Raw genomic sequence first — 13,289 nt, forward strand, 5'->3', positions numbered from 1 at the left:
GGTGCTGACGCTCAAGGCCGCAGGGCTGCTCGATGTCGACGCCGGTGAGATCATTCGACCCGGCATCCTGAAGATCGAAGACGATCGGATCGTCGGCGTGGGCGGCGACCCCGAAGGCGAAATCATCGAGCTGGGCGACCAGATTCTGTTGCCGGGCCTGATGGACATGGAGGTCAACCTCCTGATGGGCGGGCGCGGCGAGACGCCCGGGCTGTCCCAGGTGCAGGACGACCCGCCGACGCGGGTGCTGCGCGCGGTCGGCAACGCCCGGCGCACGCTGCGCGCCGGTTTCACCACCGTGCGCAACCTCGGCCTGTTCGTCAAGACCGGCGGCTACCTGCTCGACGTGGCCCTTGGCAAGGCGATCGACGCCGGCTGGATCGAAGGGCCCCGCATCGTCCCGGCCGGCCACGCCATCACGCCTACCGGCGGGCACCTTGACCCGACGATGTTCGCCGCCTTCATGCCGGGTGCACTCGAGCTCACGGTCGAAGAGGGCATCGCCAATGGCATCGACGAGATCCGAAAGGCGGTGCGATATCAGATCAAGCACGGCGCCGAATTGATCAAGGTGTGCGTTTCCGGCGGTGTCATGTCGCTGACCGGTGAGGCTGGGGCGCAACACTATTCGGACGAGGAACTGCGCGCGATCGTCGACGAGGCGCACCGCCGTGGGCTGCGCGTCGCCGCACACACGCACGGGGCGGAAGCGGTCAAGCACGCCGTCGCGTGCGGTATCGACTGTATCGAGCACGGGTTCCTGATGGACGACGAGGCCATCCAGATGCTGGTCGACAACGACAGGTTCCTGGTGACCACCCGCCGGCTGGCCCAGGCGATGGACGTGTCCCGTGCCCCGAAGGCCTTGCAGGACAAGGCGGCCGAGATGTTTCCGAAGGCGGAAACCTCGATCAAGGCCGCCTACGAGGCCGGGGTGAAGATCGCGGTCGGCACCGACGCCCCGGCCATCCCACACGGCAAGAACGCCGATGAGCTGGTCACGCTGGTGGAATGGGGGATGCCGCCGCTGGCGGTGCTGCGGGCCGCCACCATCACCGCGGCCGAGCTGATCAACTCGACCGACCGGGGGCGCCTCGCGACGGGCCAGCTCGCCGATATCATCGCGGTACCCGGAAATCCGCTGGAAGACATCACCGTTACCCGAAACGTCAGCTACGTGATGAAAGGCGGCAAGGTCTATGTCGACGCCCGATCAGTCTAAGAGCGGCCCAACCCGAACTGACGACCTGGTCGAGATTCAGCAGCTGCTGGGCCGCTACGCGGTCACCATCACCCAGCAGGACATCGAGGGCCTGGTGGCCGTCTTCACGCCCGACGGCACCTACAGTGCCTTCGGTGAGACCTACAGCCTGAGCCGATTCCCGGAATTGGTGGCCGCGGCCCCAAAGGGCTTGTTCCTCACCGGAACCGCGGTGGTCGACCTGGACGGTGACTCGGCCAGCGGCACCCAACCGCTGTGCTTCATCGATCACGCCACCCACGACATGCGGATCGGCTACTACCGTGACACCTATGTGCGTACCGCAGACGGGTGGCGACTGAAGACCCGCGCCATGACCTTCATCCGCCGTAGCGGCGTGCACGACTCCGGACGACCGCACGCCATCGGGCGTCCCGCCGGTGACTCTGCGGCCCAGGCAGCGACCTAAAGGAGCCGACCAATCGAAGTGAATGTCGAGCAGTTCCGGGCCGACCTGCGCGCGTGGCTCGACGACAACGATCTGACCCCCGGGCCCGACCACTCGCTGCAGGGGCACATGCGGCAGTTCGCCCGGGTCAGTCGTGCGCTCTACGACGCCGATTGGATGCGGTTCGGCTGGCCGGTTGAGGTGGGCGGACTGGGCGGTCCCGCGGTGCTGCGCGCGATCGTCGGCGAGGAGGTGGTGGGCCGGCGCCTGGCCGAACCCGGGCCCTATTCGATGCTCGAGGTGCTCGCGCCCACGATGATCGACTACGCGCCGGCCGGGCTCGCCAGGGAAATGGTCCCGCGCCTGCTCAGTGGCGAAGAGCAATGGTGCCAAGGCTTTTCCGAGCCAGGCTCGGGCAGTGATCTGGCATCGCTGACCACACGGGCGGTCCAGGATGGCGACGACTGGATCGTCAATGGGCAAAAGGTCTGGACCAGCTTCGCGCAGTTCTCCACCCGGTGCGTCCTGCTTACCCGCACCGCGCCCGGTCACGACGGAATTACCGCGTTCTTCGTCGATCTCGACACCCCGGGCATCACCGTCCGTCCGCTGCGGACGATGCACGGCGTCGACGAGTTCTGCGAGGTGTACTACGACGACGTGGTGATACCGGCCAGCCGGATGCTGGGCAAGCCCGGCGACGGCTGGCGGCTGGCCATGGACCTGCTGCCCTATGAGCGTTCCGCGTGTTTCTGGCAGCGGATCGCGTACCTCTATTCGCGTTTCGACGATCTGATCACGAGCGCAGCCGCAGCCGGTGATCCCGACGAATCCGCGCTCGGCGGCGCCTATCTGGCGCTTCACACATTGCGCTGCCGGTCGCGCGCAACTCAGCACCGGATGCGCGACGGGGCCCGGCTGGGGCCCGATACCTCCATCGACAAGGTGCTGCTCGCCTCCGCGGAACAGCGGCTCTACGACACCGTCCGCGATGTGTTGCCGGGAGCGCTCGAGCTCGAAGACACGCCGTGGCGTTCGGAATACCTGTACTCGCGCGCGGCGACGATCTATGGCGGCACCGCCGAGATCCAGCGCAATATCATCGCCCGCCGGTTACTCGATCTCGGGAAGGAGTGACCCGTGGCTTCTTCGGCAGATACCGAGTCAGATCCCGAATCGCTTCGCCTACTGGCAGATTCGCTGCGGACGACGATGGGCGCCGCTTCGGGGGCCAAGCTCGATGCCGCGCTGACCGAACTCGGCTGGCGCGACATGTTAGACGAAATGCCCGATACCGCAATCCCTCTGGTGTTCAAATTGCTCGGCGAGACCGGCGCACACGCACCCGTGCTCAACGACGTGGTGCTGTGCGCGGCCGGCGACGCACCCGGAGGCGCACTGCCGCTGCCGTTCGCCGGCGGTGCCTGGGTGCTGTGGGAACGCCGCGACAGCCCCGATTCGGCGATCGACGAGTTGCTGCCGATACACCCTGTGCCGCAGGAGGATCCCTTGCCGTCAGCCGCGCTGCATGCGGGCTGGCGAGCCGTGGGGTGGTGGCTGGTCGGCACCAGCCGCGCCATGTTGTCGCTGGCACGTCAGCACGCGGTGGACCGCGTTCAATTCGGCCGCCACATCAGCTCGTTCCAGGCGATCCGCCACCGCCTGGCCGAGACGCTCGTCGCGATCGAGGGCGCCGAGGCCACACTGCAGGCCGCGACGCAATGCGACGACCCGCAGGGACTGGCTTCCCTGCTGGCCAAGGCCGCCGCCGGTCAGGCCGCGCTGACCTCAGCACGCCACTGCCAGCAGGTACTCGGCGGGATCGGCTTTACCGCCGAGCATCCGCTGCACCACCACATCAAGCGGTCGCTGATTCTTGACGGACTGCTGGGCAGCTCTCGAGAACTGACGCGTGCAGCCGGAAAAGCGTTGGTGGCGACCGGCTCTGCGCCGCGGCTCGCGCAGCTGTAACGGGTCGCGCCCCGGAACCAGGCACCGTGCGCCGGGCATGAGATGCTTCGCTGGAACGATAGCGTGGGTGCTAGCGCTTTCCAGGGTCACCTAGTGGTTCGGTGAGCGTGGATGTCGACCACGGCCGTAACCCTGGGAGGTGGAACGCGATGAATCAGCCGCAAGCGCAAAACCAGTTCGGCGTCGCGTCGCTTCTACTCGGCCTAATCGGACTCGTCACCTGCTGGTTGTTGCTTGGAGTGCCCTTTGGCATCGCGGCGGTGGTGACGGGCGACATAGCCCGTCGAAGGGTTGCCCGTGGGGAGGCGAACAATCCCCGAACCGCGGTAGCCGGCATGGTTTTAGGGGCGATCGCGATAGTGGCGGGTCTCGTCGCGATCGGCTATTACGCTCAGCTGGATGCTCGAAAGCACTGACGCCCGAATCAATTGCGCGGCAGCCCGAGTACGCGTTCTGCGATGATGTTCCGCTGAATTTCCGATGTCCCGCCGGCGATGGTTGCGGCGAAGGTGCGGGTGTACCGGTCGAACCAGCTGCCGTAGTGGCTATCCAGATTGAGCGGCGCGAACGGGGCCGTGACCGCACGCAATGCCAGTCCGTCGCCGTCCTTGGCGGCCAGCGCGTCCTCACTGGCGCGTTGCATGGCTTCCGAGCCGAGCAGCTTGAGCACCGACTGGGCGGGAACGTCCTCTTCGCCGCGAGCGGCTTTGGCCAGCGTCGCCGACCCCAGCAGCCGCATCGCATAGAAGTCCATCACCAGCGTCGCGTAGTGATCCCGCTGCACCGGACCCGAGGGGATGGACTCGGCGGTCAACGCGTGCAGCATGTCCGCGTAATCCAGCCAGAGCATCGCCCGCTCGTGGCCGAGCGAACCGGTCGCGACGCGCCAGCCCGCGTTGAGCTCGCCCACCAAGTTCTCGGCCGGCACCCGTACGTCGGTGAAGAAGACCTCGTTGAAGTCGACGTCGTCGATGTCACCCATCGAGGCGAACGGGCGGCGGACCACACCCGCGGTCTCGGTCGGAATCAGTAAAGCGCTGATGCCCTTGTGTTTTGGAGCGTCCGGATCGGTGCGCACGAAGGTCAGCAGCACATCGGCGTGATGGGCGCCAGACGTCCACACTTTTTGCCCATTGACGACGAAGTGGTCACCGTCCCGCACCGCGCGCGTCTTCAGCGAGGCGAGATCCGAGCCCGCGCCGGGTTCGCTCATCCCCAGTGACGCGGTGATCTCCGCCCGCAGGATCGGCACGGCCCAGCGCTGCTTCTGTTCGGGCGTGCCGAATGACAGCAATGACGCCGCGATGATGCCCACACCCTGCGGGTTGAAGCTTTGATAGATGCGCCGCCGCGACAATTCTTCGTGGTACACGTATTGCTGCAACAGCGTGGCGTTGCGGCCGCCGAACTCCGGGGGATTGCCGGGTTGTAGCCATCCGTTGTCGAACAGCAAGCGCTGCCACCGGCGGGCCCACTCCGGGATGTCCGAACTCGAATGGGGCCGTACCAGGGCCTCGGCCTCCGAGGGCACGTGTGCGTCGAGGAAAGCCACGAACTCGGCGCGGAATGCCTCCACCTCGGCGTCAAAAGTCAGCTGCACAACACTTCCCAGGATGGTCCTAGCACACCGCGCCGTCGGTAGATCCAGGTTTCCGCCGACGACGCGGTTCGCTCTTGCGATTAAGCTTCCATACACACGTCTAAGAGAATAGTATTCTCGTGGCAAGAAAGTTACAATCTCCGACACGTGATCCGTGAGGGGGTCGAGCGCAGCGATGTCACGGCGTTCTCCGGTACAGTCCAACCATGTTCTCCCCTCGCGGCAATCACCTGAGCCGGCCGTGACCAATCCAAGCGAAGAGCCGGCCTGGAAGCAGCGCGCCGTCGAGCGGTCCATCAAGACGGCGAAACTGCGCGCCGCTCAGCGTGTTCAGCGCTTCCTCGACGCGGCCCAGGCAATCATCATCGAAAAGGGCAGCACGGACTTTACCGTGCAGGAGGTCGTGGACCGCTCCCGCCAATCGTTGCGCAGCTTCTACCTGCAGTTCGACGGCAAACACGAGTTGCTGCTGGCGCTCTTCGAGGATGCCCTGAGCCGATCGGCCGACCAGATCCGCGCGGCCACCGAGAGCCAATCCGATCCGCTGGAGCGGTTGCAGGTCGCCGTTCAGCTTCTCTACGAGGCCTCCCGCCCGGATCCGACGGCCAAGCGCCCGTTGTTCACTGACTTTGCCCCGCGGCTGCTGGTGACGCATCCCGCCGAGGTCAAGATCGCTCATGCACCGCTGCTTGCGTTGCTGACGGAACTGATGGACGCCGCGCACGACGCCGGCAGGTTGCGCAGCACCATCAATCCCAAGCGGGTGGCCGCCATGACCATGCAGACCGTCATGTTCATCGCGCAATCCAGCGGCGGCCCCGACGACGCGACGATGCACCCCATCACCGCCGATGAGGTGTGGGACTTCTGCTCACGCGGATTCGTCGCGTAGCGCACCAGGCACACCGCCCCTGCCCCTCACGCGATGAGCAAATAGCGCACGCAATTTGCCGGTGAGAATGAGATTCTCTAATATCTAGAATCACAAATAGCCGAAACGGATTCGTCATTGACACCCGCGGCGGCTCAATGACAGAGTTCTAGGCGGCAAGACCCGCGGTCCTGTAGAACGCGTTCCTTCTCCGCCGAGCCGTGCCGATCGATAGTCAGGAGTTGATGTAGCCATGACCGGACGTGTTGAGGGCAAAGTCGCTTTCGTCACCGGAGCGGCGCGCGGTCAGGGCCGCAGCCACGCGGTGCGGTTGGCCGAGGAGGGCGCCGATATCATCGCCGTCGACATATGCAAGCCGATCCGCGAGGGAGTGGTGGATACCGCGATCCCCGCGTCGACGCCCGAAGACCTCGCCGAAACCGCCGACCTGGTCAAGGGGCACAACCGCAGAATCTTCACGGCCGAAGTCGACGTGCGCGACTTCGACGCACTCAAGGCGGCGGTGGACAATGGTGTCGAGCAGCTCGGCCGGCTCGACATCATCGTGGCCAACGCCGGAATCGGTAACGGCGGTGAGACTTTGGACAAGACCAGCGAAGAAGACTGGACAGAGATGATCGACGTCAACCTGTCCGGGGTCTGGAAGAGCGTGAAAGCCGGTGTGCCGCACATCCTGTCCGGCGGTCGCGGTGGCTCCATCGTCCTGACCAGCTCTGTCGGCGGGCTCAAGGCCTACCCGCACACCGGTCACTACGTCGCCGCCAAACACGGCGTCGTCGGTCTGATGCGCGCCTTCGGAGTCGAGTTGGGGCAGCACATGATTCGCGTCAACTCCGTGCACCCCACACACGTGAGCACCCCAATGATCATGAACGAGGGCACCTGGAAGATGTTCCGGCCCGACCTGGAGAACCCCGGCCCCGACGACATGGCGCCGATCTGCCAGATGTTTCACACGCTGCCGATTCCTTGGGTCGACCCGATCGACATCAGCAACGCGGTGCTGTTCTTCGCCTCCGACGAGTCTCGCTACGTCACCGGCGTGACCCTGCCCATCGATGCGGGCAGCTGCCTGAAGTAGTCGTTAGAACGGGCTGCTATTCGACTGCCATTCGGCCGAGTCGGGTCGCGGCCCGTAGCGGCGGATGTAGTCCTCGTGCATCCGTGCCTGTTTGCGGCGGGCGAGCACGTCGACCAGGTTCGGGTCCAATCCATGGACGGCCAGTCGGTGCCGACGCCAGACCTTGTTCAGGGCAAGGGTTATCAGCAGCGCCCAGATGTAGAGCGGCGCGGTCATCTCCGTGTGCACATAGAGCGAGGCGGGCAGCAGCCAGAATGGAGCAAGCACCAGCAGGGGCAGGATGGCCCACCTGATCATGTGCCGGCGGATGGCTCCCTCGCCGGCCAGATCTCGGGCCACCCAGGCGCGCATCGAGTCGGGCAGTCGCTGGCCGTAGGAATAGCCGATCCGCTGCCAGAGATTGGGTTTCGCGTCGGTCATCATGGCTCCTCGGGGTGATGTCAGGCCTGCAATGCGCCGGCCGCCACGGCCGCGGCGTTGATGCGGGTGAGGACCTGATGCAGGTTCTCGAGTTCGGTCAGGTCCACACCGAGCCGGGCAACGACGGCGGGCGGAATCTCAAGCGCCTTCTCCCGCAGGGCGATTCCGCGTTCGGTGAGCCTCACGTCGGTGGTCCGCTCGTCGCCCGCATTCTTGGCGCGGGTGATCAGTCCCTGCCCCGCCAAGCGCTTGAGCATGGGCGAGAGCGTGGCGGAATCCATCTGCAATGCGGCCGCGATCTGCTTGACCGACAACGGGAACTGCTCGGCCCCGGGGTTTTTGCGGTGCTCCCACAACGCCAGCATCACCAGATATTGCGGATGGGTCAGGCCGAGCGGCTCCAGCAACGGCCGATACACCGACAAGACCGCCCGGTTGGTCGTTGCCAGCGCGAAACACACCTGGTGTTCGAGCGCTAGCGGATCGATGTCGCGCGCGGTGGGTGTGGCCATACGTACATAGTGCGCTAATAGTTAAGGGGCTATCTAGATGATGTCTCTCACACCGTCCCCGGCACGGGTAATACGCTCGGACTCCATGGACGATTTCGAGGGACGCGGGGCAGTCATCACCGGCGGTGCGAGCGGCATCGGTTTGGCCACCGCCACCGAATTCGCCCGCCGCGGCGCCCGCCTGGTATTGGCCGACGTCGATCAGGCCGCATTGGAACGGGCCGTGGCGCACCTGAAAGGCGAGGGGTTCGACGCGCACGGAGTGGCGTGCGACGTGCGGCACCTCGATCAGATGGTCCATCTGGCCGACGAGTCCTTTCGGCTGCTGGGTCAGGTCGATGTCGTGTTCAGTAACGCCGGCATCGTCGTCGCGGGTCCGCTCGCGGCGATGACGCACGAGGACTGGCGCTGGGTGATCGACATCGATCTGTGGGGTTCGATCCACGCCGTCGAGGCATTCGTGCCGAAGTTGATCGAGCAGGGCGGGGGCGGCCACATCGCCTTCACCGCTTCCTTCGCCGGGCTGGTGCCCAACGCCGGTCTCGGGGCGTACGGCGTCGCCAAGTACGGGGTCGTCGGGCTGGCCGAGACGCTGGCCCGGGAAGTAAAGGACAACGGCATCGGCGTCTCGGTGCTCTGCCCGATGGTCATCGAGACCGGGTTGGTCGCAAACTCGGAACGAATTCGCAGCGCGGATGACGGGCTGGCGTCAACGCCCGACCTGACGAGTGGGTTCGGACAACTCCCGCCGACCCAGGATGACACGGTGTCGGTCGAAGGCGTCGCGCGGCTCACCGCCGACGCGATTCTGGCCAACCGCTTGTACATCCTGCCGCACGAGGCGGCCCGGGACTCCGTCAGACGCAGGTTTGAGCGCATCGATCGCACCTTCGACGACCAGGCCGCCGAAGGGTGGAAACACTAACCGGCCGGGCCCAGACGGTAGGCCCGGGTCTGCGGGTCGTGGTACCAGCCGCTGGCGGCGTGGGTGCCGCCGTCGACATGCAACGTCTGCCCGGTGAGATAGGCCGACATGTCGGACGCCAGAAAGACTGCGGTGCCGGCGATTTCGTCGACATGGCCGGGACGCCCGAGCGGGACGATGTTGCCCATGGCGCTAGTCGCGGTGTCGCTGTTGAGTGCGGCCAGGCCTTCGGTGACGGTGATGTCGGGTGCTATCGCGTTGACACGAATGCCATAAGATGCCAGTTCCAGCGCCGCGGTTTTGGTGTAGTTGATTACGCCGGCCTTGGCCGCCGCATAGGCCGCGTAGCCCGGCGCGGCACGTACGCCCTCGATCGACGTCACCGAAATGATGCTTCCGCCAACTCCGGCGGTCACCAACTGCCGAGCCACTCGTTGGGTGCAAAGCAGCACGTGTCGTAGGTTCGCCTTATACAGTGCGTCCCAGCCGTTTTCGCTTGTCTCTAACAACGGCGAGGGGAATACACCGCCCGCATTGTTGACCAGAATCGTGGGCGTGCCGAGTTCGGCGGTGGTCCGCTGCAATGCGGCGTCCACCTGCTCGCTGTCCCGGACATCGGTAGTGATGCCGAGGGCGCCAATGGATCCTGCTGCCTGCGCACAGGTCTGCGAGTCGCGCTCCCAGATAGCAACTTTGGCGCCGAAGGCAGCCATCCCGGCGGCGATGCCGCGCCCGATGCCCGCTCCCCCGCCGGTCACCACCGCGACCCGTTCGGTGAGCAGTATGTTCGACGGGTCGATCGCCACGCTCGGTCAGCTCCTCACGCGCATGGCCGGCGCGCGGCCGATCACGCCGTCGGATTCCAGCCGGGCGATGTCCGAGTCGGACAGGCCCAGCCCGGACAGCAGTTCGTGGTTGTGCTGGCCCAGCAGCGGCGCATGGTCGGTATGGAACTTGTGGGGCCCGGCTGAGAACCTCATCGGCACGGTGCTCAGCCTAGCCGGGCCGTTGACCGGATGGTCGACCTCTTCGAAGAAATCCCGGAACGCCAACTGTTCCAGCTCAGTTTGACGGTGCGGTTGCATGACTTTGGCCACCGGCACGCCGGCGTCCCATAGGGTTTTGACGATCTCGTCGCGGCTGCGGTGCCCGCACCAGGCGGCGAGTTGCTCATCGATGAAATCGTGGTGCGTGTGCCGACCGGCTTTGTTCGAGAGTCCGGGATCGGTTGCCCAGGAGGGTGATCCGAGGGCCCGGCACAAACCGCCCCACTGGTCGTCGGTGGCCACCGCGATGGCGACCCAGCAATCGAGCCGGCCGAATTCATCGATGTCAGCGCTGAGGTAGAGATTCTGCGGCGCAGCTGTGGGTCCCCGGTTACCGGCGCGCTCCAGCAGCGCCCCGTACGCCGAGAATTCGATGACCTGCTCGGCGGAGATGCTGAGCGCGGCGTCGACCATCGCCGCTTCGACGAACACCCCTTCGCCGCTGCGGCGCCGGTGCTCGAGCGCGAGCAGTATCGCGTTGAGCGCGTGCACTCCGGCGTTCGGATCACCGATCGAATAGGGGTCATATGGCGTGCGATCGGGGTAGCCGGTAAGCCAGCTCACGCCGGACGCCGATTCGATGACGTAGGCGAATGCCGGGTTGTCGCGCCACGGGCCTTCGAGGCCGAAGCCGGGCATCCGCACCAGCACCGTGTCCGGCCGAATCGATTGAACGGCCGCGAAATCCAACTCGATCTGGTCCAGCACTCGCGGCGTGAAGTTCTCGACGATCACATCGCACGTCGCGATGAGCTCACGCAGCAATTCGCGACCGCGTTGACTCTGCAGGTCGAGAGTCAGCCCCTTCTTGTTGGTGTTGAGGGCCTCGAAGATCGGCGACTTCTCCCACCACTGGTCCTCGGTCATCGGGATGCCGGCGATCATCCGTGTGCCATCCGGGCGGCTAGTGGATTCGACGTGGATGACCTCGGCACCCAGCAGGGCCAACGCATGGGTGCAGCACGGTCCCGCCCAGAAGGTCGTCATGTCCAAGACCCGAAGTCCGCTCAGGGGAAGCGCTTTCGCCACACCGGCCGGCGCCGATCGCGCCGGCAGCTCCGCGGCGCGGTAGTACTCGGTGTGCTCCCCCAGCCGCGGCGCGGGCCGCGGCGGGCGCAGCTGCGCGGGCCGCATCCGATAGGGGTGACTCGGCTGCTGGAACCCGTCGCGTGGATTACGCACGAATGAGTCGCGCTCCACGAACTGATCGAAGGAGGTGACGTTGGCGCCGTTGGCGACCGGCGCGTTCGGGATACGAAACGCCGAGGCCAGTTCCCGGATTTCGTCGACCGGGGTGGCGGCCAGCCAGGAAAAGATCTCGTCGGCGTGGATGTTGGCCTGCTCGGTGATCGACAGCGGCGATTCCTCGTCGATCCACTCCGGATGACCCACCATCGCGCACAGATCGAACCATTGCTGCGCGGTCCCACACCCGAGGTCCACCAGCCCATCCTTGGCCTGAGCCACTCCCGGAATCGTCGGCCGCCGCATGTCTCGCCACGGCCGGCCGAGCACCTCGAAGTAGGACACCGGGTAATAGGTGAGGCAGAGTATCTGTGTCTCGAGCATCGAGAGGTCCAGCAGTTCGCCTGCGCCGCCATCGATCCGACGCCATCGGGACGCCAAGGTGGCCGCGCTTGCGTACACGCCGGCCAGGTATTCACCGGCCTGACCGCCGACGAAGGCGGGTGGGCGCTCCTGCTCGCCGCGGCCGAGCCCGACGATCCCTCCCGACCACGCCTGCAGGGTGAACTCGGTCGCCGGGCGGTCTCGCCAGGGGCCTTCCAGCCCGAACGGTGTGATCGAGGTGACGGTGAGGTGCGGGTGGCGGCCGTGGATGGCGTGCGGCGTGAAGTCCGGTTGCTCTCCCACTTTCGAGCCGGCCGACCACACCACCGCGTCCGCGGATGCCAGCAGCCGGTTCACCAGTTCGGTGTCATCGCCGCTGGTGGGATCGGCCACGACGCTGTGCTTTGCCCCAGCCAGGAAGCTGAACAAGGCGCCGTCGCCGCCGGCCGGGATGGTGGCGCCCGAGGCCGACCACCGACGCAGCGGATCGCCTTGCGGCGATTCGACTTTCACGACGTCGGCGCCGCCGTCGGCGAGCAGCTTGGTGCAGTAGGCGCCGGCTATACCGGCGGACAGGTCGACGACGGTATAGCCGCTCAGCGGCACTTCGACGCGGTGTCGCGTCACTATTTCTTTCTCTTCGCTTTGGCGTCCTTGTCGGGACGCGCCTTCTTGCGCGCTTTTTTGCTCAGCCGCCATTCGGCGGGGAACTTGTCGTCGTTGTCCTTGACCGCATCGCCAAGGCCCCGCTTCATCGCGTCGTCGAGCATCAGCTCGTCGCCGCCATCCGCGCGGACGACCGAGCCCATCGACTCGAAGACACCGCTGAGCATGCTGCCCAGGTATTCGCCCTGGAACTGTTTCATGATTTCGAAGAAGACCTTCTGCATGAACACCGTGTCGGTGGGGCGGTTACTCGCGCAGGCCAACGCGTACTTCTCTACCTCGGCCTCGAGTTCGTCCCGCGTCACCACGCTGTTGAGGAAGTTGCAGTCATACATCTCGGCTGCAGTGAATGCCCTTCCGGTGAACACCATTTCCTGGAACTTGCGGATGCCCATGGTCTGCGCCCACCACCACATGCGCGGACCCCAGCCGTAGTACCGGAACGACGGATGCCCGAACAGTGCATCGTCGCTGGAGATGACCAGGTCGGCATCGGCGGCTTGGTAGAAGTGCCAGCCGTAGCAGTAGCCCTTCGCCTCCAGGATGCTGATCTTCTTGAAGTCCTGCAGGCCGCGGATGCCCGAATTCGGGTTGGCATACCACTGGCCGAGGGAGGCGCCGTTGCGAAACGAGCCTTGCGGGGGATGCCGGACTTCGTCGGCTCCGATCCGGTATTCGGCGAGCCGCTGACCCTGGTCCGCCGCGTCGCGTATCCGCATGACCTCGGCCAGATCAGCGCCCGAGCCAACGTCGTCGCCGGCTCCGCGGACCACCAGAACTTTCACTTCGTCGTCAATGTTGGCCCGGTGCAACAAGTCCGCGTAGCGCAGGCGCGCCGCGATGGTCGGCGCGTTGAGATGGTCCGGCCGGTCGAACGTGATCGTGGCGATCCGCGTCGCGGCGTCTTTGCGGTACCGGATGATCTCTTCGGCCGGCGGCTCCGAGGGCTCGGGCATGG

At 65.8% G+C, this 13,289-nt stretch carries 14 protein-coding genes; 8 read left to right on the forward strand and 6 right to left on the reverse strand.

Annotated features, from left to right (window positions below; genetic code table 11):
* Position 1 precedes the first annotated feature (1 nt).
* From A5753_RS22645 to A5753_RS22665, 5 genes are all read left to right on the forward strand, one after another.
* Positions 2-1,222 (forward strand): amidohydrolase family protein, encoded by a 1,221-nt coding sequence (locus A5753_RS22645; protein ID WP_067133807.1) that lies wholly within the window; start codon positions 2-4, stop codon positions 1,220-1,222.
* The gene (locus A5753_RS22650; RefSeq protein WP_067133810.1) at positions 1,200-1,670 is read left to right on the forward strand and encodes a nuclear transport factor 2 family protein; all 471 of its coding nucleotides are present in this window, start codon (positions 1,200-1,202) and stop codon (positions 1,668-1,670) included. Before A5753_RS22645 ends, A5753_RS22650 begins: the two co-directional genes overlap by 23 nt.
* A gap of 18 nt (positions 1,671-1,688) precedes the next feature.
* Positions 1,689-2,786 (forward strand): acyl-CoA dehydrogenase family protein, encoded by a 1,098-nt coding sequence (locus A5753_RS22655; RefSeq protein ID WP_067133813.1) that lies wholly within the window; start codon positions 1,689-1,691, stop codon positions 2,784-2,786.
* Between the two features lie 75 nt (positions 2,787-2,861).
* On the forward strand, positions 2,862-3,620 hold the full coding sequence (locus A5753_RS22660) for an acyl-CoA dehydrogenase family protein (RefSeq protein WP_197694776.1): 759 nt from the start codon (positions 2,862-2,864) through the stop codon (positions 3,618-3,620).
* A 149-nt stretch (positions 3,621-3,769) separates the two neighbouring features.
* Positions 3,770-4,036, forward strand: a complete 267-nt coding sequence (locus A5753_RS22665; RefSeq protein ID WP_067133819.1) for a DUF4190 domain-containing protein — start codon at positions 3,770-3,772, stop codon at positions 4,034-4,036.
* Positions 4,037-4,044: 8 nt separating this feature from the next.
* Here the strand turns inward: A5753_RS22665 and A5753_RS22670 are convergent, their stop codons facing one another.
* Positions 4,045-5,220: an acyl-CoA dehydrogenase family protein gene (locus A5753_RS22670; protein ID WP_067133822.1), complete on the reverse strand. Its 1,176-nt coding sequence runs from the start codon at positions 5,218-5,220 to the stop codon at positions 4,045-4,047.
* Positions 5,221-5,461: 241 nt separating this feature from the next.
* On the opposite strand from A5753_RS22670, the gene A5753_RS22675 reads away from it, so the two are divergent.
* Both A5753_RS22675 and A5753_RS22680 read left to right on the forward strand, forming a co-directional pair.
* On the forward strand, positions 5,462-6,112 hold the full coding sequence (locus A5753_RS22675) for a TetR/AcrR family transcriptional regulator (RefSeq protein ID WP_067133825.1): 651 nt from the start codon (positions 5,462-5,464) through the stop codon (positions 6,110-6,112).
* Between the two features lie 232 nt (positions 6,113-6,344).
* Entirely contained in the window at positions 6,345-7,193 is an 849-nt protein-coding gene (locus A5753_RS22680) for a mycofactocin-coupled SDR family oxidoreductase (RefSeq protein WP_067133828.1), read from the forward strand.
* 3 nt (positions 7,194-7,196) lie between these two features.
* On the opposite strand, the gene A5753_RS22685 is transcribed toward A5753_RS22680, so the two are convergent.
* A complete protein-coding gene (locus A5753_RS22685; protein ID WP_067134006.1) occupies positions 7,197-7,613 on the reverse strand; it encodes a DUF5313 domain-containing protein in 417 nt (138 codons plus the stop codon).
* 20 nt (positions 7,614-7,633) lie between these two features.
* The gene (locus tag A5753_RS22690; protein ID WP_067133831.1) at positions 7,634-8,125 is read right to left on the reverse strand and encodes a MarR family winged helix-turn-helix transcriptional regulator; all 492 of its coding nucleotides are present in this window, start codon (positions 8,123-8,125) and stop codon (positions 7,634-7,636) included.
* Between the two features lie 85 nt (positions 8,126-8,210).
* Between A5753_RS22690 and A5753_RS22695 the strand changes: the two genes are divergently transcribed.
* Positions 8,211-9,050, forward strand: a complete 840-nt coding sequence (locus A5753_RS22695) for an SDR family NAD(P)-dependent oxidoreductase (RefSeq protein WP_067133834.1) — start codon at positions 8,211-8,213, stop codon at positions 9,048-9,050.
* On the opposite strand, the gene A5753_RS22700 is transcribed toward A5753_RS22695, so the two are convergent.
* Genes A5753_RS22700 through A5753_RS22710 form a run of 3 tightly spaced genes read right to left on the reverse strand, consistent with a single transcriptional unit; the run spans position 9,047 to position 13,287 of the window.
* Positions 9,047-9,856: an SDR family NAD(P)-dependent oxidoreductase gene (locus A5753_RS22700; RefSeq protein WP_067133837.1), complete on the reverse strand. Its 810-nt coding sequence runs from the start codon at positions 9,854-9,856 to the stop codon at positions 9,047-9,049. The two genes, A5753_RS22695 and A5753_RS22700, sit on opposite strands and share 4 nt — an antisense overlap.
* A gap of 6 nt (positions 9,857-9,862) precedes the next feature.
* Positions 9,863-12,292, reverse strand: a complete 2,430-nt coding sequence (locus tag A5753_RS22705) for a CaiB/BaiF CoA-transferase family protein (protein ID WP_067133840.1) — start codon at positions 12,290-12,292, stop codon at positions 9,863-9,865.
* Complete coding sequence (locus A5753_RS22710; RefSeq protein WP_067133844.1) at positions 12,292-13,287, reverse strand: enoyl-CoA hydratase/isomerase family protein; 996 nt, start codon at positions 13,285-13,287, stop codon at positions 12,292-12,294. Before A5753_RS22710 ends, A5753_RS22705 begins: the two co-directional genes overlap by 1 nt.
* Positions 13,288-13,289: the final 2 nt, after the last annotated feature.

This window comes from Mycobacterium sp. 852002-51971_SCH5477799-a (assembly GCF_001667145.1).
Classification (GTDB): domain Bacteria; phylum Actinomycetota; class Actinomycetes; order Mycobacteriales; family Mycobacteriaceae; genus Mycobacterium.

Bases quoted from the DNA above. Each gene is read 5' to 3' on its own strand.
- A5753_RS22650 (WP_067133810.1), top strand. From the start codon at position 1,200: ATGTCGACGCCCGATCAGTCTAAGAGCGGCCCAACCCGAACTGACGAC.
- A5753_RS22660 (WP_197694776.1), top strand. From the start codon at position 2,862: ATGGGCGCCGCTTCGGGGGCCAAGCTCGATGCCGCGCTGACCGAACTC.
- A5753_RS22665 (WP_067133819.1), top strand. From the start codon at position 3,770: ATGAATCAGCCGCAAGCGCAAAACCAGTTCGGCGTCGCGTCGCTTCTA.
- A5753_RS22680 (WP_067133828.1), top strand. From the start codon at position 6,345: ATGACCGGACGTGTTGAGGGCAAAGTCGCTTTCGTCACCGGAGCGGCG.
- A5753_RS22685 (WP_067134006.1), bottom strand. From the start codon at position 7,613: ATGACCGACGCGAAACCCAATCTCTGGCAGCGGATCGGCTATTCCTAC.
- A5753_RS22690 (WP_067133831.1), bottom strand. From the start codon at position 8,125: ATGGCCACACCCACCGCGCGCGACATCGATCCGCTAGCGCTCGAACAC.
- A5753_RS22695 (WP_067133834.1), top strand. From the start codon at position 8,211: ATGGACGATTTCGAGGGACGCGGGGCAGTCATCACCGGCGGTGCGAGC.
- A5753_RS22710 (WP_067133844.1), bottom strand. From the start codon at position 13,287: ATGCCCGAGCCCTCGGAGCCGCCGGCCGAAGAGATCATCCGGTACCGC.